Source organism: Sporomusa sp. GT1 (assembly GCF_014634905.1).
Lineage (GTDB): Bacteria > Bacillota > Negativicutes > Sporomusales > Sporomusaceae > Sporomusa > Sporomusa sphaeroides.
This window is the reverse complement of the sequence record NZ_BMBX01000001.1, coordinates 512,009-536,724: the sequence shown is the minus strand read 5'-3', so window position 1 is coordinate 536,724 and position 24,716 is coordinate 512,009. Positions and strand designations below refer to the sequence as shown.

The window sequence follows — 24,716 nt, the reverse complement described above, 5'->3', positions numbered from 1 at the left end:
AAGGTACTAGCCGGGAAGGAGTGAGAGTATGCAGGCGCTCAAAGGAACCGCCAACTATCAGGTTATTAAAATTCATGGCAGCGATGTTACCAGAACAGAAGAACCGGTTGTGGAAGAGATTCCGCTTACGATATACTTAAACGACAGTGAACTTGTGACCATGCTGGCTGCTGCCGGCGAGGAGGAATATCTGGTCACCGGCTTCCTGGCTACTGAAGGGATTATTCAAACTGTTGCAGATATAAAAACGCTTGACATTAATACCGCGCAGGGTGTTATCCAGGTTACGACAGTATCTGGTGAAACAGCAGCGGAAAAGAAGTTTTTAAAACGCTATCTCACCGCTTGCTGTGGTAAAGGACGGAGCGCTTTTTACTTTGTAAATGATGTATTAACCGCCAAACCAATAAGCAATGTGGTCACCATCACACCGGCAGAAGCCATGCGTTATTCTGAACTGCTGGAAGCGGCATCTGAAACTTTTCGGCTTACCGGCGGTGTGCATGGCGGAGCGCTGGCGACGGCAGGCGAATTGGTGTGCTGGAGTCAGGATATTGGACGTCACAATGTATTTGACAAGTTATATGGCCGCTGTCTGGTGGAAGGAATCAGCACCCATGATAAAGTGCTGGTTTTTTCAGGCAGGGTGTCCTCTGAAATTTTGCTTAAAGTAAGTAAGATGAATATAGCTGTGATTATTGCCCGTTCGGCTCCCACCAGTCTGGCGCTGGATATGGCGGAAGAGCTTGGTGTGACGGTTATCGGCTTTGCCAGGGGCGAGCGCTTGAATATCTATAGTCATCCGGAAAGAGTCAGCGGAGTTCTGCCGCCAGAAGAGCAGGCGGGAAATTTGGTCTCAGGAGGAGAAGCAAGTGGCGCTCAAAAAAGTACGGATACATGAAGCTGTTGGTATGGTACTAGGGCATGATATGACTAAAATTGTACCGGGTGAATATAAGGGACCGGCCTTTAAGAAGGGGCATATTATTCAGTCGGAAGATATACCGCATTTACTCAATATTGGTAAAGAGCATATCTATCTTCTGGAGCTAGGCGACCAGCAAATTCATGAAAACGAAGCTGCAGAGCGGATTGCCCGCCTGGTAAGCGGCGAAAATACCTATATGGCAGGGCCGAGCGAAGGCAAAGTAACGATTATTGCCAAGCAGGACGGACTATTAAAAGTAAACAGGGCTGCTGTGACAAGTATCAATGCTGTTGACTATGCTGTCTTTTCCACATTGCATGGCAACCGGCTGGTTAAGGCCGGTGAAATTTTGGCCGGGGTAAAAGTGGTGCCGCTAATCGTAGATGATCAGGTTGTCCGGACGGTGGAAAGAATCGCCGGTGAATATCAGGACATTGTCGCGGTGAAACCGCTGCGCGCTTTAAAAATAGGTATAATTACAACAGGTAATGAGGTTTTTTACGGACGTATCCAGGATAAATTCGGACCTGTACTGCGGGATAAGATAGCAGATTATCAAGCCGAGTTTAGTGGTATTACCTTTCAGCCTGATAAAGCCGAAGCCATTACTCAGGCTATTATGGACTATGCTCAAGCCGGTGTGGAAGTCATTGTTGTTACCGGCGGCATGTCGGTTGACCCTGATGATGTGACACCAGATGCCATCCGCGCAACCGGCGCAGAAGTTATTACTTATGGTACCCCGGTGTTGCCGGGAGCCATGTTTATGCTGGCTTATCTTGGCAATATCGCTATATTGGGCTTGCCTGCCTGTGGCATGTTCTCCAAAATAACGGTATTGGATTTGGTGTTTCCCCGGATACTTGCCGGTGAAAGATTAAATAAGCAGGATTTTGCTGAAATGGGATACGGCGGCCTCTGTATGGGGTGCAAAGAGTGTTCGTACCCTTGCTGCCCGTTCGGAAAGTAGAGGAGGAATAAGCTCATGTCAGTAAAATTGGAGATTGCGCAAGAAATTTTGTTGAATTTAGTGACAGTAATGCCGAAGGAAAGAGTGGCGTTACAGGAATGCTGGCGACGTATTTTAGCTGAGACTGTAACCTCTGACATTGATTTTCCGCCTTTTGATCGATCACCGCTTGACGGCTATGCACTGATTGCGGCAGAAGTGGCTGCGGCAACTCCGGAAAATCCCGTAATTTTAAAGCAAATTGATTATATTCCGGCAGGTGAAACTTCTGATAAGCCTGTCAGTTCCGGCACAGCCTGCCGCATTATGACCGGTGCCCCCTTGCCGCCGGCGGCTACCGGTGTAATTCGCCTGGAAGATACGGTTGTAAATGGTGGTGATGTCACCATCCTGGAGGGCAGAGGGGCCGAAAGAAATATATGTTTGCGGGGCGAAGAGATCTTTAGCGGTGAAGAAGTTGTCTCACAAGGCACTGTTATCAATGCCGGTGTCATGGGGATGCTCGCCGTACTGGGCAAGAGCCGCCCTTATGTTTTTTGCAAACCCCGGGTAGCGCTTATTGCTACAGGCAGTGAGCTTGTGCCTGTTGATTTCCCCTTGGTTTCCGGGAAGATTCGCAATTCTAACAGCTATATGCTAAGCGCGCAGGTTGCCGAGGCGGGAGCGCAGACTGTTTTGCTGGGGAATGCTTCGGATAATATTGATGAAATTGCGCATTTGCTGGAGACCGCCTCAGACTGTGATGTGTTCGTAACAACCGGCGGCGCTTCGGTGGGCGATTATGACCTCATCAGCGAAGTATATAAAAAACTGGGTATTACCTTACTGTTTGACAGAGTGAGCATCAAACCGGGAATGCCTGTGTTAGCCGGTATCCGCGATGGAAAGCTTTATCTTGGTTTATCAGGCAATCCGGCGGCGGCAGCTATTTCCTTTGAACAATTGGTGCGGCCTGTTTTGATGAAAATGGGTGGACGTAAAGTGTGGTGGCGGCCGCGGATTAAGGCCGTGCTTGCCACACCTTTTAATAAACCGACAGGTGCCAAACGCTTTGTCTGGGCACGGTGCTGGCAGACGAGTACCGATATTTTTGTTGAACCATCACGCGCTCAAGGCAATGGTATGCTGAAATCGGCAATGGCAGCCAATGCATTAATCGTTATTCCGGAGAATTCGCCGCCGTTACCGGTCGGTACAGAGATAGAAGTTATTTTGCTGGCCGATGCTTAATTTTTGGCTAATATCCCGCAAGGATGTTTTAAATTTTTAAGAAAAGCCGTAGGATTTTGAAATCCTACGGCTTTTTTCTGACCTGCTGTTACTTGCTGGATTGAGAATGTCCACGAAAATCGCAGGATGTTAAGTGGTCATTCACCATCCCCACAGATTGCATGAAAGCATAGATGGTAGTGCTGCCGACAAATTTGAAACCACGTTTTTTCAGGTCTTTGCTGATGGCAGCCGAAACAGGAGTACAGGATGGAACCTCTTCGATCCGGGTCCATGTATTAATAACAGGGTGATGATTGACGAAGGACCACAGGTAATTGTCTAAGGAACCAAATTCTTCACAGAGTTTGAAATACGCTTTTGCGTTGCTGATAACGGCATTTACTTTTTGCCTGTTCTTGATAATTCCGTTATTTTGTAAAAGCGCTTCGATTTTTGCATCATCATAAGTTATCAGAATGGCAGGGTTAAAATCATCGAATGCTGCACAAAGGGTTTCCCTTTTTGCAAGAATAATCGCCCAACTGAGGCCTGCTTGCTTTCCCTCCAATATGAGCATTTTGAATAGCTTTCTGTCATCATGAATTGGAATTCCCCATTCTTTATCATGATATTCTTGTTCCAGCTTGGTTTTTAGTGCCCAATCGCATCTTTTAATTTCGCACATCTCCTCATATCCATTTGCTTTATGCTCTTTCTGCAATAAATTCATACAATGCCTGTATTCCTTTTTGAATCTGTATATGGCTCAAATGTCCATAGCCCAAGAGCAGCTTATCTTTGTGATGATCGTTCATAGGACAATACTGTGTCACCAAGGATATTCTGATACCGGCATCCCGGCAGTCGTGCACAAACTGTTTCCCAAATTCCATTTCCTGAAAGCAGAGAGCCAGATGCAGGCCGGAAGCATCCCCCCATTGCTGCACAGAAGCACCGAACGTATTCTCAAGCGAATTTAATAAGACCTTTCTTTTTTCCCCATATATCCGCCGCATCCGCTGCACGTGTTTGTCCATTTTTCGCATATGCAGAAATTGGGTCAGTGCGGCTTGCTCCAAAATTGGATTCTGTACATCCATATAATTGCGGGAATGTCTCCAACTCTTCTGCAATTGTTTGGGCAGTACCACAAACCCGATACGCAAAGCAGGAAACAGGGTTTTGCTAAAGGTTCCCACATAAATCACATGGGAGGAATCCATGGAATAGATCGGACTGACAGGAGGCCCGGTATACCGAAATTCGCTGTCATAATCATCTTCAATGATGTAAAAATCATGTTCACTTGCAAGACGTAGCAACGCGGCCCGACGTCCGGCGGGGAGAATACCGCCCAAAGGGAATTGATGGGAGGGTGTGACATAAACCGCGCAGACATTCTTGCCCTGGAGTGTAGAAATATCAGCTCCTTGCTCATCCACAAGCAGCCACTGCAAGGGATACCTTCTATCGGCAATAACAGTTCGAATGCCCGGATGGGACGGGCTTTCCAGTGCAAACGCATGACCGGCTTTATTCAGTATATTTACGAGCAAATGAAGTGCTGCCGTTGCACCTGATGTAATAAACACATCTTCAGGCTTTACTTCCATGCTTCTGCTGCGCAGCAGCCAGTGGGCGATCTCCTCGCATAAAGGCTCATAACCTTTGGGGCCGCTATATTCCAGCTGCTGCGTAGTCAGGGTATTGGCGGCAGCATGTACCAGTTGGCTCCAGAGCTGACGAGGAAATTGGGATAAGTCGGGCTGACCTGTTTTGAAGTCCCACAGGATAGGTGCCTGCTCTTGCTTCTTTGCCGCAGGAACGGGGTTTTTTTTCGTTGTGAGATGAAGCCCTGCTGCAACACGGGACGGGGCGCCCTGATGGCTTACAATGAATCCTTCTGTCAAAAGCATATCATATGCTTCACAAACAGTATTGCGAGAAGCGCCCAAGCCTTTTGCCAGTTCCCGTGTAGATGGCAAAGCCTCTCCCTGCGAAATCTCTCCTGCCAATATACGCTGTTTCAGTGATAAAAAAATCTGACGGGCTAAACTGACTTCGTCTTTATAACGCAATTCAATACCCCACATGTGTCCTCCTCCAACTGGCTCTATAAAAATACCTTTGTACTGGCTCTTATACCATTCCAGTTTATAAGATACTATTATATATAGCAACAGGCTTGGGTGTAAAGAAAGAAGGTGGCAGATGAAAAATATTACGGGAAAAATTTATTTGCTGTTTGCGTTTACCTTGGCTGGGACATCGGTGATTACAGGCTATATCCTTTCTGAAAAGTTAAACCGGTTTACAATAACTGCTGTTAGTTTAGGCATTATGATCTTGTGCTTATCCCCATTTTACAGAGCGAAAACCGTTCAAACGATTCGTCTGTTGAAAAGAAATGACTGGAAACTGCTTGTGCTTCAGGCTGTCTTTGGAATATTTCTGTTTCGCGTCTTTTTACTTTTAGGAGTAAATTTGACCAGCACTGTAGAGGCCGGAATATTGACAGGAACGACACCTGCAATTACCGCTATTTTGGCTTTTCTTGTACTTAGAGAAAAACCTTCAGAGTGGACAGCCTTTGGCATTGCCTGTACTGTTTCGGGTATTGTGCTGCTGCAGGGAACGAGCTTGTATTCCATTCAGCTATCAGCCTGGCATTTCTGGGGGAATGTATTTATGCTTTGTGCTGCGGCAAGCGAATCTGTCTTTAACATTATTTCGAGAAAGCATAAGACAATGCAGCGAGACAGTGCAGATGTGCGAATTCATCCCGTGGTACAAACTCTGATCGTATCAGCAATCGCTTTCGGACTATCGCTTGTTCCGGCTTTGGTGGAACAGCCTTTTGCGTCTTTACTGGCGATTGGGCTGAAAGAATGGCTGGCGTTGATTTGGTACGGACTGATTGTAACCGCCTTGGCCTTTGTGTTTTTCTATGCAGGGGTCAATCGCTGTGACGCGTATACAACCGCCGCTTTTTCAGGGATGATTCCTTTGACTTCTATGCTCTTATCTCTCTTCTTTTTGGGAGAAACAATCAGTTATGCACAAGGGGCAGGAGGTTTCCTTATTATTTCCAGTATGCTGATGATGGGAAGCAGACAGCGGCAGCCACAGCAGCAGACAGTTAGCAAGTGATGTGTGGAGTTTGAGGTAAGATGCAAAACGGCGATATGCCGCCCTTTGGGAGCATATCGCCGTTTGTTGTCAGCAGCTGTTTTACGGTTTGCGTATAGTTTTTTGTAAGAAAGTTGTTTCCAAAAAATCAGCCATTGGAGCAGGGTCATTAACAGAGAAATGCGGCACATCATCATACAGCATGGTATCAGATGCCAGGGCAAATAGCTCATCCTTTAAACACAACGGGCTTTCACAGGCTTCTTTGCGAAATACTTCAATCCTGCATGTACTTTCACGTTTATAGCCTTCGGTAAAGATAATATCAACACCGCTGATATGGGCAGCTACCTCCTCAAGCAATAGTTCTTTGTCCACCTTTTTTATCATTGCCATTTTTTCCGGTGATGATATGCAGACAATGTCCGCTCCTGCTTGGGCATGACGCCAGGTGTCTTTGCCTGGTTTGTCAATGTCGAAGCCATGGACATCATGCTTTATCGTAGCCACTCTATAGCCACGCTGTTTGATTTCCCGGATTAATTTTTCCAAGTAGGTAGTTTTGCCGCAATCAGAACGTCCTACAATTGAGATTACTGGAATCATGGCGTAATTTACCCCTTTTCCCTATTATTTTGCATTACTTTTATTATAAATGCACCATGAATATTCGTGCAAGCCATTAGTAAAACAGTTAGCAAAAGTATTCGGACAGACTTTGTGAAATTTTTTTCAAAATCCAGCAGGAGTTTTTTGAAAAGGATGGAATAAAATCAGAAGATTAAAATTTTTATCTCAAAGGGCAATAATTCCGTACTGAACTGCATGGAAAGCTTACCCAAATGTTAAATGACTAAATTAGGAGGGAAGAATTTTGGAGAAGGTTTTAACAGTTTGCCCGTATTGTGGTGCTGGCTGCCAAATGTACCTGCTGGTAGAAGATGGCAGTGTGGTTGGCGCTGAAGCGGCAAACGGACACATCAATGAAGGTGAGCTGTGTCTGAAGGGCCACTATGGCTGGGATTTTCTGAATGACACCAAAATTTTGAGTAAGCGTTTAACCAAACCGCTGCTCAGGCATGACAGAAGTGAAGAGTTTCATGAAGTGGAATGGGATGAAGCTCTGGATTTTGTCGCCGACAGGCTGAAAGCCATCAGGGACAAACATGGTCCTGATGCCATCATGGGCACCGGCTCAGCCCGGGGTATGGGCAATGAACCCAACTATCTCATGCAAAAATTTATGCGCGCAGTGATCGGCACCAACAATGTCGACCATTGCGCCCGTGTTTGACACGCTCCCTCTGTAGCCGGTCTGGCTACTACATTTGGCAGTGGAGCGATGACCAACTCCATACCGGAAATCGAAGATGCTACCTGTTTATTTATCTTTGGCTATAATGGTGCGGATTCCCATCCGCTGGTGGCCCGCCGCATTCTGAAAGCCAAAGAAAAAGGGGCCAAAATTATTGTTGTTGACCCCCGTAAAACGGAAGCCGCCCGGGTTGCCGACTTATGGCTGCCCATTAAAAATGGTTCCAATATGGCGGCAGTCAATAGTTTTGCCAACCTCATTTTAACCAAAGGCTGGGAAAACAAGGAATACATTGAAAAATATACTGAAGGTTTCGAGGATTACAGAAAAATGGTGGCTAAGTATACACCAGAGTATGCTCAGCAAATCACCGGTATTGAGCCTAAGCTTGTTGAGCAGGCTATGGAAATTTACGCTAAATCTGACAGGTCCTTTATCCTCTATGGCATGGGGGTAACACAATACAATCAGGCGGTAGATGTGGTTAAAGGCTTAGGCTCGTTATGTCTTCTGACAGGACAAATTGCCAAACCCAGTTCCGGCATTGGTCCGGTTCGCGGGCAAAATAATGTGCAGGGTGCCTGTGACATGGGGGCCTTGCCTAATGTATTCCCCGGTTATCAGGCAGTTACCGATCCGGCCAACCGGAAAAAGTTTGCCGAAGCGTGGGGTGTGGAAAGCTTGCCGGAGAAACCAGGCTATACGCTGACCGATGTTCCTCATTGTGCTGAAGAAGGCAAACTAAAGGCTTTCTATATTATCGGTGAAGATCCGGTGCAGAGTGATCCGGATGCTGCCGGTGTGAGAAAAGCGCTGGATGAGCTTGAACTGGTTATTGTTCAGGACATTTTCATGAATAAAACGGCGCTGCATGCCGATGTTATCCTGCCTGCCACTTCCTGGGGCGAGCATGGCGGCGTATTCAGCGGTGCCGATCGCAGATTCCAGCGCTTCCGTAAAGCGGTGGAGGCTAAAGGCGACGTTAAGGACGACTGGGTGATTATTTGCGAATTAGCCAAACGTTTTGGCTATGAAATGAACTATAAAAATACCGAGGAAATCTGGAGTGAAATGATCAGCTTGTGTCCGAGCTTTGCCGGTGCTACGTATGCGAGAATTGAGCAGCTCGGCAGTATTCAGTGGCCGTGCCGTACGGTAGAGGATACCGGTACTCCGTATTTATTCAAAGGCAATGTGTTCCAGACTCCCAGCAAGAAGGGGAACTTCTTTGCCGCCGAGTGGCGGCCACCGGTGGAACGGCCTGATGCTGAATATCCGCTGGTATTGTCTACTGTACGGGAAGTTGGTCATTATTCAGCACGTACGATGACAGGCAATTGCTGGGGTCTTGCGAAACTGGCCGATGAACCGGGCTATCTCCAGATTAATCCGGCAGATGCTGATAAACTTGGTATTATTGATGAGGAGCTTGTGCGGGTGACTACCAGGCGCGGCTCGGTTATTACCAGAGCTTTGGTAACCGACCGGGTGGGTGCAGGTGTTGTTTATATGACCTATCAATGGTGGATTGGGGCCTGTAACGAACTTACTATTCATGTAGTGGACCCTATTTCCAAAACACCTGAATATAAGTATTGCGCGGTCAAAGTAGAAGCTATTACAGACCAGAAACAGGCTGAAGAAGAGCTTATTGCGGCATACAATGATCTTAAACACAAAATGGGTGCTGTCGTTTCTTAATAATGTTTTGCTGCAGGATTGATGTGTATCGATTAATAAAGCTCAAGCCTTAGCTGGTTGTTCAGACAATGCCAAGCTGAATCAGAACTGCTAAGCATGCGAGCCGTAATTTGCCGGGGATAATGATAATCCGGTGAATGTTACGGCACAAACGGTATGATAAAGTTTGGCTGATTTCGCTAAATAATTCTCCCGGCGTTTTATATAAATCACGAGTTTTATAAAAAGGGGAGAATTAAGTTGAAGAAAGTATTGACAGTATGCCCGTATTGTGGGTCAGGATGCCAATTATACCTTTGTGTTGAAGACAACCGGGTTGTTGGGGCTGAACCTGCAAACGGACCAATCAATGAAGGTGAACTATGCTTAAAAGGCCACTATGGCTGGGATTTTTTAAACGACACAAAAATCTTGAGTAAACGCCTTACCAAACCCATGCTTAGATACACCCGCAGTGAACCCTTACGCGAGGTTGAATGGGACGAAGCACTGGACTATGTAGCCGGCAAACTTAAAACTATCAAAGAGCAATATGGACCGGATGCCATTATGGGCACAGGCTCCGCCCGGGGAACAGGCAATGAAACCAATTATGTGATGCAGAAATTCATGCGCGCGGTTATTGGTACTAACAATGTTGATCATTGTGCCCGGGTGTGCCATGGACCTTCTGTCGCTGGTCTGACAGCTATATTTGGCAGTGGAGCCATGTCCAACTCAATACCTGAGATCGAAGATGCCGATTGCTTGCTGATTTTTGGCTACAATGCGGCAGACGCACATCCGCTGGTGGCAAAACGGATTTTACGCGCCAAGCAAAAAGGCGCTAAGATTATTGTTGTAGATCCGCGCAAAACTGAGGCGGCGCGCATTTCGGACTTGTGGCTGCAACTTAAAAATGGTTCCAATATGGCTCTGGTAAATAGTTTTGCCAATATTATTTTAGCTAAAGGCTGGCACAACGAACATTTTATTAATAATTTTACTGAAGGCTTTGCCGAATATTGCAACACGGTAAAGAAATACACGCCGGAATATGCTCAGGCCATAACCGGGATTGAGCCGGATTTAGTAGAAGCAGCCATGAAAATCTATACTCATTCCAAGAACTCTTTTATCTTGTGGGGAATGGGGGTAACGCAATTTGGCCAGGCGGTTGACGTGGTAAAAGGACTGGGTTCGTTATGTCTTTTAACCGGCCAGATTGGCAAGCCGAGCTCCGGTGTTGGGCCTGTACGCGGTCAAAATAACGTACAGGGAGCCTGTGATATGGGCGCATTGCCTAATGTCTATCCAGGCTATCAGGCAGTCACCGATGCCGCCAACCGCAAAAAGTTTGCCAAGGCCTGGGGTGTGGAGACTTTACCGGATAAAATCGGCTTTACTATAACTGAGGTTCCCCATGCTGTTGCCACAGGCAAGCTAAAAGCCTTCTACATTATTGGTGAAGACCCGGTGCAAAGCGATCCAGATTCAGGCGGCTTGAAAAAGGCGCTTAATGATTTGGAATTCGTAATAGTTCAGGACATATTTATGAACAAAACGGCGCTGTATGCCGATGTTATCCTGCCGGCCACTTCCTGGGGTGAACATGGCGGCGTATTCAGCGGGGCTGACCGTCGCTTCCAGCGCTTCAGAAAAGCTGTTGACGCCAAAGGGGATGTCAAAGATGACTGGGTCATTATCGGTGAGCTGGCAAAGCGATTTGGCTATGAGCTAACTTATAAAAATACCGAAGCGATTTGGAATGAAATGATTAGCTTATGCCCGAGCTATGCCGGCGCAACTTATGAAAAAATGGAGCGCCAGGGCAGTGTGCAATGGCCTTGCCGTACCCCGGAGGACCCCGGTACCGATTATTTGTTCAAAGGGAATATATTCCAAACCACCAGTAAAAAGGGAATTTTCTTTGCCACTGAGTGGCGGGCACCGGCAGAGGTGCCGGATGAACAATACTCTACAGTCCTGTGCACTGTCCGCGAAGTGGGGCATTATTCCTCCCGGACGATGACTGGCAACTGCTGGGGGCTGTCTCAACTGGCTGACGAACCCGGTTATGTTCAGATTAGTGTTGAAGATGCTGACCGGTTGGGCATTGAAGACGAACAACTGATGCGTGTTACCTCGCGGCGTGGGTCAGTAATGTCACGAGCCCGGGTTAGTGACCGGGTAAAAGCGGGAGCCGTATATATGACCTATCAATGGTGGATAGGGGCCTGTAATGAACTTACTATTGATAACCTTGATCCGATTTCAAAAACGCCTGAATATAAATATTGTGCAGTAAAACTGGAGGCAATTGCGGATCAGGAGGAGGCAGAACGGCAGCTTATTGCCAGCTACAATGACCTGAAACGCAAAATGGGTGCCGAGGTGTCTTAAAATAAAACAGGAAGCGTAGCTTCTTGAAAGGGAGGTAAATATGGAGAAGTTAAGCCCGTTTGTTGTTGGGGACGGGGAGAAATGTATTGGCTGCAAGGCCTGTGAGGTTGCCTGCCATGCATCACATAATGTAAAAGGGATTACGGCGGGAAACATTGATACTCCGGTATTCCCCAAGTTATTTGTTACCCGTGTGGAGGAAGTAACCATGCCGGTACAGTGTCATCATTGTGAAGATGCCCCTTGTGCCCAGGCTTGTCTGGAAAAAGCCATTTATTTTGCCGGGGACAAAGTACTGATTCATACCGAAAAATGCAAAGGCTGTAAAGACTGCCTGGTAGCCTGTCCGTTCGGTGCCGTGGAGCTTGTGCCGCAGTTTGTTAACGGCAGGGAAGTCATTCAGGAAAACTTAGGCAAACCACTGCTGTATGGCAACAAATGCGATTTGTGTCATACCCGGCCAAATGGACCCATCTGTGTTGAAATATGCCCGGAGCAAGCATTGCGTTTGGTAGAGCCTCATAAGGAAAAAAAAGAGAAAAATAAAAAAGCGGTTGCCACTATTGTCGGCATGTTTAAGAAATAGGAGGTGAGTACTATGCAATATACGATTGAAATTGATCAGGAATTATGTACCGGATGTCAACGCTGTACCGAGGTCTGCCCGGTGGGAGCTATCGGCGGGCCGGAAGGTATGTCAGTAGATATTAATTATGATAAATGTTGTTTTTGCGGTCAGTGTGTGCAGGTTTGCAGCGCATACCAGGAATACAAATCAGAGACCAGCGCGCCGCGCGAAACCAAGCTGAAAAACCGCGGTTTATTAGAAAGTGTGAAAGAACCGCTGTTTGCCGCTCATAATATGGGCCATGCACAAAAAGTATGGGAAGCCCTTAACAATCCTGAGGTAGTGACCATGGTGCAATGTGCTCCGGCTGTCAGGGTTGGTCTGGCTGAAGATTTTGGTATGGAATCAGGCAAACTGGTTGATGGCAAAATGATTACCGCGCTCAGAAAACTTGGTTTTGATAAAGTATATGATACTAATTTTACTGCCGACCTGACAATTATGGAGGAAGGCAGTGAGTTAATCAAGCGGATACAGGAAAATGGTGTATTGCCTATGTTTACCTCCTGTTGTCCGGCGTGGGTCAAATATGTGGAGCAGGAACAGTTTGAGCTTCACGAAAACCTGTCTACCTGTAAATCGCCGCAGCAAATGGCCGGCGCATTGTTTAAGACTTACGGTGCCCAGGTAGATAAGCTGGATCCTAAGAAAATAGTCAGTGTATCGGTTATGCCCTGTACGGCCAAAAAGTTTGAGGCATCCCGGCCGGAAATGAAATCAAGCGGCAGCCAGGATGTTGATCTTGTTTTGACAACCAGAGAACTGGCCAATTTAATTAAGCATGCCGGCATCGACTTTAAGAATCTTGAACCCAGCCAGCCGGATTCCGTATTAGGGGCTTATACCGGCGCCGGCCATATCTTTGGCGTTACCGGTGGAGTTATGGAAGCCGCGCTGCGCACAGGCTATGAGCTGATTACCGGCAAAGCGCTTGATGATATAAACATTCTGGATGTGCGCTACAGCGAAGGCGTGAAGCGTGCTACCATTCAGGTCGGAGACCTGGCTGTCAAAACAGTGGTTGTTGCCGGACTGGCCAATGCAGCCCCCATTATTGATGAAATAAAAAATGGGACAGCCGATTTCCACTTTGTTGAAGTAATGGCTTGTCCGCAAGGCTGCATCAGCGGCGGCGGCCAGCCTAAAGTTCTGATGGAAACCGAGCGCAAAGCTGTTTATGCCAGCCGGATGGCTTCCATGTATCAGCATGACGAGGAACTGCCTCTGAGAAAGTCGCATGAAAATCCTGAAGTTACCAAGCTGTATAAAGACTTTTTGGGCAAGCCGCTGGGACACAAATCTCACGAATTACTGCATACTCATTACATCAGGAGGGGATAAGAAATGCTTAATACTGCTTTTGTTATCGGCAACCCTGACTTATGTATCGGCTGTCGCACCTGTGAGATTGCCTGTGTGTTAGCGCATACCGAGAAAAAATTGGGTACTGAAGCAATTAAAGATGTACCGTTTGTACCCCGGTTATCTGTCGTAAAAACCGAGGATATCAGTGTTCCCATACAGTGCCGCCAATGTGAAGATGCGCCTTGTGCGGAAGCCTGCCCGGAAAAAGCCATTGTCCAGCGTGAGCAAACCATTTATGTACTTGCCAACAAATGCGTTGGCTGCAAAAACTGTTTGATGGCTTGCCCGATCGGGGCTGTTTATCTGACGCGAGTGGAAGAAAATCCTTGCCAGAAAACAGCTTACAAATGTGATTTGTGCATTGAAACGCCTGAAGGTCCTCAGTGTATAAAAAAATGCCCGACAAAAGCGCTGTCACTTGTTTTGCCTGAATCTATTAAGACAAGTATTAAGGAAAAGCGTACCAACGCAGTAAGAAATGCCTAATCTGCTTGTTGTCAGCTTGCCCGGCCGCAAGTAATGTGACACAGCGGGGGCAGAGAAAAAGCAAGCTGCGGCCTTTCAAAGTGCCGCAGCTTGCTTTTCTTAGTCTAACAGTATAAGTTTTGTGTCGGCACAAGATCCGTAGCAAGCGGCGTCACTCAACGCCGCTTGCGCTTAACCTCCTCTTATGCCTAACGGCCGTCCGCGCCTTAGTAATGTTGACGGCTGTAGACTGCCGTCAGCAGTTTTTGTAAATAACCTTACTCGTTGGCTGCGAGTTTTTCAACCTTAACGGCAGATACTTTATACTCATAGGTTTTAGTTGTTTTGTCCACATTGCTGCTGGTAAGCTCATTGGTAGGGGTTGCCAGGTAGTGGAAGGACATCCAGATGACTCCCGGCGGCACACGGTCGGTTACCCATGCCTTGGTCTGTACTTTGCCGCGCCGTGAGGCCACACTGATGGTTTCCTGATCCTGAATACCCAGTCGTCTGGCATCGTCAGGATGCAGCATGGCTTGTTCCTCAGAGCGGAAAGAAGTCAGCGTTTTTGAATACCCGGGGGTCGTAATATTGTAATGATAAAGAATACGGCCTGTGCTTAAGAGGAACGGGTATTCGGTGTCCGGTTCCTCGCCGGGCGGCTGGTGTTCTATTGGCTGGAACCTGGCAATACCACAACTGAACTTGCCTTTATCATGAAGATATTGGGTGCCGGGATGGTCTCTGTCCGTTACCGGCCACTGCAGGCCGCTTTCGTCCAGGCGGTCATAGGCAACACCGCCATAGATCGGGCTGAGTGAGGCCATTTCATCCATAATCTCACTCGGGTGATTATAGGACATCGGATATCCCATACGATTGGACAGATCTATCAGGATACGCCAGTCAGGGCGGCTGTCGCCAAGCGGGTTGATGGCTTGCCGAACCCGCTGCACACGGCGTTCGGTATTGGTAAAGGTGCCGTCTTTTTCGGCAAAGGAGGCTCCTGGCAGTACCACATCCGCCAACTTGGCAGTTTCGGTCAGAAATAGATTTTGCACAACCAGGAAATCCAGATGCTTGAGGGCTTTGCGTACATGATTGGCGTCGCCGTCAGTCAGCACCGGATCTTCACCCATGATATACATGGCTTTGACTTCGCCGCTAATGGCTTTATCAAACATATCGGGAATCATGAGTCCTACTTTGTTCGATAGTTTTACGCCCCATGCTTCTTCAAACTTATCCTGCACCATCGGGAAATCAACTTTTTGGTAGCCTGGGTAAACATTAGGCAAAGCCCCCATGTCACAGGCACCCTGCACATTGTTTTGGCCGCGCATCGGATTCAGACCGGCATTGGGTTTACCGATATTGCCTGTCATCAAAGTGAGATTGGCTAAGCTCATAACATTATCTGTGCCGCAGATGTGTTCGGTGATGCCCAAGGTGTAAAAAGTCTGAGCCCGTTCCGCAGTACCATAAATTTTGGCGGCTTCAAACAACAAGTGTTTGGGTACACCGGTAATCTTTTCCACATATTCGGGGGTGTATTTTTCCACGGTTTCCGCTACCTGCTCAAAGCCGCTGGTGCATTCTTTGATAAAGGCCTCGTCGTGCCAGCCGGACTTAAGAATAATGTGCATAAGACCGTTGATTAAGGCAATATCGGTACCGGGCTTCAGGCGCAGCCATACGTGGGCTTTGCCGGCCAGCTCGGTTTTCCGTGGATCGGCTACCACGAGAGTGGCACCGTTGCGGAGGGCTTGACGCATTTTGGCTCCGATGACAGGATGGGCTTCGGTTGGGTTAGCGCCAATGACAAACAGAACTTTACTGTGGGGAATTTCGTTAATGGAATTGGTCATTGCTCCGGAACCGAATGAAGTGGCCAGACCGGCCACGGTGGGAGCGTGTCAGGTACGGGCGCAGTGATCGATATTATTGGTGCCGATCGCTGCGCGCATGAATTTTTGCATAAGATAATTGTCTTCATTAACACACCGGGCAGAACTAAGTGCCGCTAAGGCATCACTGCCGTGGGAAGTTTTTATTTCAGTAAATTTGCTGGCAATCAAATCGAGCGCTTCATCCCAGCTTGCTTCCACAAATTCGCCATTTTTCTTGATCAAAGGTGTGGTAAGGCGCTCCGGGCTGTGGATGAAGTCAATGCCGAAACGGCCTTTAACGCAGGTAAGGCGACCGTTGACAGGGCTGCTCAAATTGGAGGTAACCCCAATGACCTTGCCGTCCTTTACGTTCAGGTCAAAATTGCAGCCAACGCCGCAGAAGGGGCAGGTGGTTTTGACCTTTTTATCCGGCAAACCGGCATGCTGCATAGGCTTTTCTGTCAAAGCGCCTACCGGGCAGGCCGATACGCAGGTTCCACAAAATACACAACTGGACGAATCCACCATTGGTTCGTCAAAAGCCGGCGTTACCTTAGTATCAAAGCCCCGGTTTGTCCAATCGAGGGTATCACAACATTGTATTTCCCGGCAAACGCGGACACAGCGTCCACAAAGAATACACTTGTTGTTATCCCGGATAATAAAGGGGTTGCTGTCATCTATGGCATAGCTGCGGCGTTCTCCCTCAAAGCGAATTTCGCGAATGCCAAGATTGCTTGAGAGCGACTGCAATTCGCAATCCTGGCTGCGTTGACAATGCAGGCAATCCTGCGGATGGTTAGCCAATATGAGCTCAACCACACTTTTGCGTGCTTCCCGGATAACTGCAGAGTTAGTGCGTACCACCAGTCCTGCTGAAGCCGGATAGGTACAGGCGGTAACCAGCCCTCGCACACCTTCTACCTCCACGACACAGACCCGGCAGGCACCCTCGGGAGTTAAGTCGGCAAGATGGCACAAAGTGGGGATTGTTACTCCGGCTTGTTGAGCTGCCTCTAACAGAGTACTTCCTTCAGCGATTTCAATAACCTGTCCATCAATGGTTAAATTGACCATTACCAGTGTTCACACTCCTTATCGTAGTATAGGGGTAATGTTGAGCAGAACCTTTAAAATATTTGCCTGTGCAATTTTTCATAGGCCCGGATGAGTTACTAATTGCTTAACGCCTGTCCTCCTTTTAAAAAAAGTTCCACCTTACCTGTTGAAATTCCTTCTTAACTTAAATTGTGATTTCCGGATATCCGAGTCTCGTATCAAGTTATATTATAAAAACAGATTGGCATAAGCGCTAACTAATTATTCTGAATGGTAGGAATATTGCACTGAAGTGACTTGAGTTTTAACTGGTTGTACTAAGTTAAAACTGTGGATTGGTCATTGAATAGTGTGCTCATAGGCCGTCAAGAGATTGAATAGACATACTACTCTCATCTTTGACAGTAGTAAGAAGTAAAAGATCTCAAAGAAGTAGTTGGTGCAATCATAATAAAGAATTCCATTATTCCGGTCGCAGACAGCAAGGCTGTTTTTATAAGTTTTGACTGGATATAGTCTGTTTCTTCTGAAAGAACCTCTAAAGCCTGTAAATATGCTGAATCTTAGTCTCCGGATAAATCCTTAAAAATACAATTGTTTTATCATTCGGCGGGAATATGTATTGAACTTGTCGAATGATGTATTAAAGTAATGTTACCGTCTTATCGTAGTGAGATCAAACTAAAGCATGTAAGTGTGCTGGAGGTGGTAAGCTTTTGGGCAAACAACTGGGCTTTTTGTTTGATTTGAATAAATGTGTTGGCTGCAAAGGTTGCGAGATAGCCTGCTTAAACGAACACTGCTTCGAGCAAGTGCATTACCGGCAAGTTATTGATCTTAATAAGGATAACCGAAGTTTGGGGTTTTTATCATTAGCCTGCAATCACTGTGTAAATCCTGAATGTATCCGGGTTTGCCAACAGCAATGCTTTTATAAACGACGGGATGGGATTGTATTGCATCGGTCGCAACACTGCAATGGCTGCCAAAGTTGTGTTGCGGCATGTCCTTTTCAGGTACCTAAGGTAAACACGCGAACCCGCAAGGTAAGCAAATGTAACTTCTGTATTGAACGGATGCAAAAGGGACTTGCTCCGGCTTGTGTGGACGCCTGTGTTGTCGGCGCGCTTCAGGTAGTGGATTTGAGCGAACAAACAGAGTTAAGTGAGCAGATGGCGCTGTCGTGTTTGCCGATTATTAAATTTACCCGGCCATCACTTAGGGTTATATTACCCCAAGAACCCCGGTGTTTTTGGCGGAAGGGGCGATAAACATATGCGGCAATTTTGTACGGTACAGGAATTAGTAACTATGGAGCCGTTTGCTCAGGCCAAGGTAGTTGCCGGTTGGGCAGGCCGGAATAACAAGGTTCATAAAATTGTTACGGCTGGCCCAGGTGCAACCACCCAGGCGCTGGCGGGAGTGCTTGTTTTAGTTAACACAGGAGACGGGCAAGGCGATCTGCCGGGGGCCTTGGCAGCCTATCTTAATTCAACAGCCGCCGGCATTATCGTCAATGGCTATGGAACTGTACTTTCACCAGGGCTTATAGCTGCAGCCGAAAAAAGCCGTATGCCGCTGTTGGTTTTCCCCCAAGCCATCGAGGTGCAGGAATTAGCCGGTTCCCTGACGTTAGTGCTGGAATTGGTAAAAAACAGAACAATCATAAGTTTTTCTGAGGGGTATCGTCTGCGTCAATTGACAAATCTAAGCCAGGAACTACCGGTTTTGCTTAATCAACTGACCGCGTATCTCCAAAACCCGGCAGTCTTGCTTGACCCTGCATTTCAACTGCTGGCCGCAGGGATGAGTGGACATGGTTTGACTGCAGCGGAACTGGGACGGCTGGTGAAAGCCGTTCGGCCGCTCATACTGGAACGCAGGCAAAGTGTTCCCCTTGCTGCTGAGCCATATCACCAACAGCTGACAGGGTTTCATGAGCAAGCTATGAATTGCTTTGTTACACCGTTGGTTTTGGCAGGTCAGTTGTTTGGTTATTTGTTAGTTTTTGAAGACGCCGGCCCGGTAAATGTCTTGGATGCTGGCCGGATCGGCGAGGTGGGGCTTGTTTGCCTGCAGCTGCTTATTAATCGCAGAAATACTGAGGAAATTGAGAAAAAGTATAAACAGCAATTCCTCTATGACCTCTTGTATAATAATTTCGAATCAACAGATGAGCTTATTAAGCGCGGACGCTACTGGGATTGGGAGCTTACCGGGCCGCAGCATCTGCTGGTTGCCGAACCTGATGATTTTAAACAATTACGCAATAAGGATCGGGTTTTGGCAGCGCTTGCACTTTTCTTTGAGACCTTTTTACGGTCGCATTTTTTGCAAGCCATTGTAACTGAAATGCAGGATCAGGTTATTGTAATTATCCCGGCTGCCGCAGAAAAAGACAGAAGTGCCAAGCTGCTTATAAAAAATCTTGCGAATTTGCTGCAAGCCAACCTGCAGGAAGCTGCTTTTGAAACTACAGTTTCCTTCGGGATAGGCAAACTTCATTCATCTGCCGCCGAGCTTTGCCAAAGCTTCCAGGAAGCGAAACATGCCTTGGATTTAGGCCGGTTTATTCGCGAAAAAGGGCATATTACTCATTTTGAGGATTTGGGTGTTATCCGGTTGCTATCCCACATCAACGCTGAGCAACTGGACGAGTACTATAAAGAGCAATTGGCGGTGATCATTGAGTATGATGAAAAAAACAACATGAATTTTTTGGCGATACTGCAAATGTACTTTCAGCAAAACGGGGATCTAAATGCCACTGCCGAAAAATTATTTATGCATCCTAACACCTTGCGGTATCGGCTCAAGAAGATTGAGGAATTGTTAGACGTTGATTTGCAGAAATTAGAGATTCGCATTAATCTTGCCGTTGCCTGCAAAATAGCAAAAATGCACAAAACCAACCTGTGAGGTTGGTTTTGTGTTTTTCTACAATAATCTACAAATTATCTGGAGGATATTACAAAAAGGGTAACTGTAAAATCATGTATAATTAGCTTAAGAGGGGTAGTTTAATGTTATTAGAAATAAATGAACAAAATCTACACGAAATTAATAATCCGCAGTTTAAAGAATATGCGCAGATTTATATCCGGATAAACAGGCGTTTTTTGGAACAGGTAAAAGCCCATGGCCTGGAGCTTGCTCCCTGTTGCCCGGACAATGAACAAGCGGGTAAGCTGCGTTTGCAAACCAGGAATATGAGCTTTCGCAACAATGATCACAGTATCCATAGCAAGTGGCTGTCTGCAGCCTGCAAAGCTTGTAATAAAGGAGCAAACAGCGCCACCTTCTACTTGTCATTAGCCTGTCACCGGCAGTGCTACTACTGCTTTAATCCCAACCAGGAGGATTATGCAGAACATACGCAACAAAAGCGGGACAGTATCAAAGAATTAAAGCGAATCAAGCAGACTGGCGGCAAGCTGTCCTATATAGCCTTAACCGGTGGCGAGCCGTTGCTTTACCCACAAGAGACTATTCGGTTTTTCCAAGAGGCCAAGTCATTATTTCCCCAGGCACACACCCGGCTGTATACCTCAGGTGACTTGCTCGATAAAGCTGTACTGTCTGAACTTCAACGCGTCCGGCTGGATGAAATCAGGTTTAGTATTAAGCTGGAAGATTCCCTGATGGTGAGGGCAAAAGTCATGGAACGGATTGGCTGGGCGAAAGACAGTATTGACGGCGTAGTGGTTGAGATGCCGGTAATTCCCGGTACTTTGCCTGAGATGAAGGAGCTATTGCAAGCCTTAAATGCTATAGGAATTGCCGGAGTTAATTTGCTGGAATTTTGCTTTCCTTATCATAACCAGCAGGAGTTTCAGCGGCGGGGGTTTAAACTGAAAAATCCTCCTTGCAAAGTGTTGTATGATTACTGGTATGCAGGGGGGCTGCCTGTTGATCAAAGTGAGCAGGAAAGCTTGGAACTGCTTACTTTTGCAGCAGAGCAAAACCTGACAATAGGAGTGCATTATTGCTCGCTGGCGAACAAATTCTCCGGGCAAATCTTTCAGCAGAATCAGCTGGCCGGGAAGTCAAGCCTAATTTATCTTTCACCCAAAGACTATTTTATTAAGACCGCTAAAGTCTTTGGCAAGGATATTCAGCCTGTTGTGAAGGTATTGTGCAAGCAGTACCTGACTGACTATGAACGGAATGAAGATTATCAGTACTTAGAGTTCCCTGTCAGGGCGATTTCCCTACTGAAAGATATGCCAATAGAAATTGGGATATCGACCAATATTATGGAAAATCGCCATGGTGAAATATATCGCCGCGAATTAAAGATTGAACGTGTTTTCCCCCAAGCGTTCCAGATGGATATGGTATAAAAGGAGGCATTTTATGTTCCTGCATCCACAAACTGATACCGGTAACGACACCAAAGAGCTGGCGTCATTACTGCCGCTGTTAGAGGCTAGAGTATTTGCTTATGATTTGTTACGCCGGACCTTTCTCCAGGAGCCGGTGCAGGATTTTCTTGTCAGGCTTAGCCAAAATGAGCTGGCCATGGCGTTTCCGTTTCAAGAGGAGAATGAGGATATTGCGCAAGGGGTGCAAAAGCTAGCCACTTATCTTAAGCAGTGTAGTGCTGAGGGGCTGGCGCAAACAGAATATGAAAAGCTGCACTGGGAATATACCCGGCTATTTATCGGCCCGTACGAGGTAGCGGCGCCGCCATGGGAGTCGGTCTATCTCAATAAAGATAAGCTGCTGTTCCAACAAGAGACGCGGCTTGTGCGCCTGGCCTACTTGAAGTATTCGTTCTTGCCGCTACTTTATCAGCAAGAGGCCGATGACCATATCGGCTTAGAATGTGATTTCATGTATCAGCTGGCTGCGTTAGCCTATGAAAAGGCCGGGGCTAATAACAGGGAGGCATTGCAGGAAGTTATCCAGGACCAAGCCGATTTCCTCGCAGAACATCTGCTGCTATGGGTTCCGGCTTTTGCTGAAAAAGTTACAGCCCATGCGACTACTGTCTTCTATCAAGGCGCGGTACAGGTACTCAGCGGCTTTTTAGCCGTTGATGCCCTGATTCTGCAGGAGTTGTTAGCAAGTAAACAGTAACAAGGGGGAGGATATTGATGATAAAATTCATTGAAAAAATCCAAAAACATGTGATAAGCCGCCGATCATTTCTTGGCATGTCGGCTGGGGCGATTGCTGCTGTCAGCTTGACCGGCTGCGGCCTTACCAAAGTCACCACCAAGCAAGCCGAAGAACTGGCAAAAGCCGAAGGACAGTGGCTTACTGCAGCCTGCTGGCATAACTGCGGCGGGCGTTGTTTGAATAAAGCTTATGTTGTTGACGGGGTGGTTGTGCGTCAGAAAACCGATGATACCCACCCGGATACACCGGATTATATCCAGCAGCGGGGGTGTGCCCGCGGCCGTTCGCAGCGACACCAGGTTTTTGGTGTTGACCGCATCAAATACCCCATGAAGCGCAAGCACTGGGAGCCGGGCGGCGGAAAGAAGGAATTACGCGGCAAGGATGAATGGGTGCGTATCTCCTGGGATGAAGCCCTGGATACGGTTGCCGGTGAGGTTAAACGCATCCGTGAAAAATATGGCAATAACGCCATTTTGGTTACCGGCGGCAGTGAAATGCCACGCACACTGGGACTCTATGGCGGACACTCCACCCATTGGGGAACCACTTCCTGGGGGACCTGGCGCTGGGGGCCGGACAAGTTTGGCATGGAAGACGGCTTTGTCGAACACAGTATTAATGACCGGCTTGATTTAAGGAATTCCGAACTGGTGGTTATTTGGGGCGGCAATCCGGCCTGGAGTGCGGGTGGCAGTCCGATGTACAACTATCTCCAGGCTAAAAAAGCAGGCGCAAAATTTATTATCATTGACCCTATTTACACCGATACGTCTGAGACGCTGGAAGCCCAGTGGGTTCCCATTCATCCGGGAACAGATCATGCCATGGCATTAGGTATGGCCTATACGCTGATAACCGAGGACAACCCGACACTCAATCCGCTGATTGACTGGGATTTCCTCAATCGCTGTACCATTGGTTTTGATGCTGCTCATGTACCGGCAGGAGCCGACCCCAGGGAAAATCTCAAAGATTATATTTTGGGTACCTTTGACGGTGTTCCTAAGACACCGGAATGGGCAGCAGAAATCTGCGGCGTAAACCCTGAGGTTATCCGAGATATTGCGCGTAAGATTGGTAAGACCAAACGGGTGGCCTTATTCACCGCCTGGGCTGCGGCACGAACCAATAACTCTGACTCCTGGCCGCAAATGTTCATGAGCCTGGGTGCCATGACCGGGCATATGGGTCAGCCTGGCCGGATGACCGGCGTAAGCTGCCACTTTGCCTCAGGCAATGGTGGACCTTATTTGGTAAAGCCGGGCGGTAATGGCTTGCCTGCCATCAAAAATCCGGTTACCGACAGAATCAACGATAATGAAATGTGGGAAACCATTCTCACCGGCAAATACACTGCAGGCTACAATAAGAAGAAGGATATTAACATCCAACTGATTTATCATGGCTATAACGCGGTCCTGCAAACCCGCTCGGCCATGAATAAGGGGATTGAGGCGCACCGCAAGGTAGAGTTTGTTGTGTCCCACTCCCACTTCCTGACAACTAATTCTAAGTATGCCGACATTATTCTGCCGGCAACAACTGAATGGGAACGCGAAGGCGGGTTCAGCTACGGCAACCGCGAAATGCTAATCTATTACACCCGCATTACCCAGCCGCTCTTTGAAGCCAAGCATGACCAGTGGATGGCCATTGAGATCGGCAAACGCCTGGGCTTGAAAGCCGAAGATATTTATCCGATCTCGGAAAGACAGCAGGTTTTTAACCAGTTAGCCGGGGCAACAGTCATTAAAGAAGATGGTTCAGGCATGGAGAAGCTGGTGACAATTACCGCTGACGATATTGCCGCTATGGGCGTAACAGGCAAACCGCAGCAAGGCAGGATTACCCTGCAGGAGTTTAAGAAAAAAGGTATCTATCAAGTGGAACGCAAGCCTGGCGACAAATACGGCTATATCGCTTACGAGAAATTCCGCCAGAACCCGGAAGCCAATAAACTGGAAACCGAATCCGGCAAGTTGGAGATTCACTGCAAAGGTTTAGCCGACCTTATTAAAAATTACGGCTTTACCGAAGTCCGGCCCATTCCGACCTACAACCCGGCCATTGAAGGTTATGAAGATACCTTTAAAGACTGGGATAACAAAGTCAAGGGTGAATATCCGCTGCAAGTCATTAACCCGCATTACTTCCGCCGCTCCCACAGTATCTTTGACAATATTCCCCAACTGCGGGAAGTATACCCCAACCCGATATTTTTAAGTTCGAAGGATGCTAAGGAACGGGGCATTAAGAGTGGCGATACCGTGCTGGTGAAAAGCCGCCACGGCAAGGTTCTGCGTACAGCCAGTGTCACAGAACGCCTGATGCCGGGGGTTGTCGGCCTTCCGCATGGCGCCTGGGCAGAGATTGATGAAAAAACCGGCATTGATAAGGCCGGAGCTGACAATATTCTCACAGGGCCGATTGCCACCGGACAAGGCACTGCCGGTTGGAACACCTGTATTGCCGAGGTCGAGAAATATAGTGGTGAGGCACTGATACCTGATGTCAAGTGGCCGCAGCGGATTATATAATTAGGAAGG

General features: G+C 47.5%; 18 protein-coding genes. 14 read left to right on the top strand and 4 right to left on the bottom strand.

Going from position 1 to position 24,716, the window contains the following annotated elements:
• Positions 1-28: 28 nt before the first annotated feature.
• From fdhD to glp, 3 genes are read left to right on the top strand one after another with little or no spacing between them, the layout of a single operon-like run.
• Positions 29-901, top strand: coding sequence for a formate dehydrogenase accessory sulfurtransferase FdhD (gene fdhD, locus GT1_RS02765; RefSeq protein ID WP_188397204.1), 873 nt, complete (start codon positions 29-31; stop codon positions 899-901).
• Entirely contained in the window at positions 873-1,898 is a 1,026-nt protein-coding gene (locus tag GT1_RS02760) for a molybdopterin-binding protein (protein ID WP_223226011.1), read from the top strand. Before fdhD ends, GT1_RS02760 begins: the two co-directional genes overlap by 29 nt.
• Positions 1,899-1,913: 15 nt before the next feature.
• Positions 1,914-3,128, top strand: coding sequence for a gephyrin-like molybdotransferase Glp (gene glp / locus GT1_RS02755; RefSeq protein WP_075754481.1), 1,215 nt, complete (start codon positions 1,914-1,916; stop codon positions 3,126-3,128).
• Positions 3,129-3,216: 88 nt separating this feature from the next.
• Here glp and GT1_RS02750 read toward each other — a convergent pair whose 3' ends face one another.
• Together GT1_RS02750 and GT1_RS02745 are read right to left on the bottom strand one after the other, a co-directional pair.
• A complete protein-coding gene (locus GT1_RS02750) occupies positions 3,217-3,840 on the bottom strand; it encodes a DNA-3-methyladenine glycosylase I (RefSeq protein ID WP_223226010.1) in 624 nt (207 codons plus the stop codon).
• On the bottom strand, positions 3,815-5,203 hold the full coding sequence (locus tag GT1_RS02745) for a PLP-dependent aminotransferase family protein (protein ID WP_188397202.1): 1,389 nt from the start codon (positions 5,201-5,203) through the stop codon (positions 3,815-3,817). Before GT1_RS02745 ends, GT1_RS02750 begins: the two co-directional genes overlap by 26 nt.
• Before the next feature lie 118 nt (positions 5,204-5,321).
• Here GT1_RS02745 and GT1_RS02740 point away from each other — a divergent pair, with 118 nt between their 5' ends.
• Positions 5,322-6,260, top strand: a complete 939-nt coding sequence (locus GT1_RS02740) for a DMT family transporter (protein WP_188397200.1) — start codon at positions 5,322-5,324, stop codon at positions 6,258-6,260.
• A gap of 81 nt (positions 6,261-6,341) precedes the next feature.
• On the opposite strand, the gene mobB is transcribed toward GT1_RS02740, so the two are convergent.
• On the bottom strand, positions 6,342-6,845 hold the full coding sequence (gene mobB, locus GT1_RS02735) for a molybdopterin-guanine dinucleotide biosynthesis protein B (RefSeq protein ID WP_188397197.1): 504 nt from the start codon (positions 6,843-6,845) through the stop codon (positions 6,342-6,344).
• 268 nt (positions 6,846-7,113) lie between these two features.
• Here mobB and fdhF (GT1_RS02730) point away from each other — a divergent pair, with 268 nt between their 5' ends.
• From fdhF (GT1_RS02730) to GT1_RS02710, 5 genes are all read left to right on the top strand, one after another.
• Positions 7,114-9,255 (top strand): formate dehydrogenase subunit alpha, encoded by a 2,142-nt coding sequence (gene fdhF / locus GT1_RS02730; RefSeq protein WP_223226031.1) that lies wholly within the window; start codon positions 7,114-7,116, stop codon positions 9,253-9,255.
• A 240-nt stretch (positions 9,256-9,495) separates the two neighbouring features.
• Positions 9,496-11,637, top strand: coding sequence for a formate dehydrogenase subunit alpha (gene fdhF, locus GT1_RS02725; protein ID WP_188397195.1), 2,142 nt, complete (start codon positions 9,496-9,498; stop codon positions 11,635-11,637).
• A gap of 40 nt (positions 11,638-11,677) precedes the next feature.
• Positions 11,678-12,223, top strand: a complete 546-nt coding sequence (locus GT1_RS02720) for a 4Fe-4S dicluster domain-containing protein (protein ID WP_188397193.1) — start codon at positions 11,678-11,680, stop codon at positions 12,221-12,223.
• A 12-nt stretch (positions 12,224-12,235) separates the two neighbouring features.
• Positions 12,236-13,606: a [FeFe] hydrogenase, group A gene (locus GT1_RS02715; RefSeq protein ID WP_188397191.1), complete on the top strand. Its 1,371-nt coding sequence runs from the start codon at positions 12,236-12,238 to the stop codon at positions 13,604-13,606.
• Between the two features lie 3 nt (positions 13,607-13,609).
• Positions 13,610-14,116: a 4Fe-4S dicluster domain-containing protein gene (locus GT1_RS02710; RefSeq protein ID WP_188397189.1), complete on the top strand. Its 507-nt coding sequence runs from the start codon at positions 13,610-13,612 to the stop codon at positions 14,114-14,116.
• Positions 14,117-14,373: 257 nt separating this feature from the next.
• On the opposite strand, the gene fdhF (GT1_RS02705) is transcribed toward GT1_RS02710, so the two are convergent.
• Positions 14,374-17,067, bottom strand: coding sequence for a formate dehydrogenase subunit alpha (gene fdhF / locus GT1_RS02705; RefSeq protein ID WP_188397521.1), 2,694 nt, complete (start codon positions 17,065-17,067; stop codon positions 14,374-14,376).
• A gap of 692 nt (positions 17,068-17,759) precedes the next feature.
• On the opposite strand from fdhF (GT1_RS02705), the gene GT1_RS02700 reads away from it, so the two are divergent.
• The 5 genes from GT1_RS02700 to GT1_RS02680 all read left to right on the top strand — a co-directional run bounded on the left by GT1_RS02700 (position 17,760) and on the right by GT1_RS02680 (position 24,707).
• On the top strand, positions 17,760-18,314 hold the full coding sequence (locus GT1_RS02700; protein WP_188397187.1) for a 4Fe-4S dicluster domain-containing protein: 555 nt from the start codon (positions 17,760-17,762) through the stop codon (positions 18,312-18,314).
• 4 nt (positions 18,315-18,318) lie between these two features.
• A complete protein-coding gene (locus GT1_RS02695; RefSeq protein WP_188397185.1) occupies positions 18,319-19,962 on the top strand; it encodes a CdaR family transcriptional regulator in 1,644 nt (547 codons plus the stop codon).
• Positions 19,963-20,066: 104 nt separating this feature from the next.
• Positions 20,067-21,386: a radical SAM protein gene (locus GT1_RS02690; RefSeq protein WP_188397183.1), complete on the top strand. Its 1,320-nt coding sequence runs from the start codon at positions 20,067-20,069 to the stop codon at positions 21,384-21,386.
• A 13-nt stretch (positions 21,387-21,399) separates the two neighbouring features.
• On the top strand, positions 21,400-22,125 hold the full coding sequence (locus GT1_RS02685; RefSeq protein ID WP_188397182.1) for a molecular chaperone: 726 nt from the start codon (positions 21,400-21,402) through the stop codon (positions 22,123-22,125).
• Positions 22,126-22,142: 17 nt separating this feature from the next.
• Positions 22,143-24,707 (top strand): molybdopterin-dependent oxidoreductase, encoded by a 2,565-nt coding sequence (locus tag GT1_RS02680; RefSeq protein WP_188397180.1) that lies wholly within the window; start codon positions 22,143-22,145, stop codon positions 24,705-24,707.
• Positions 24,708-24,716 lie beyond the last annotated feature (9 nt).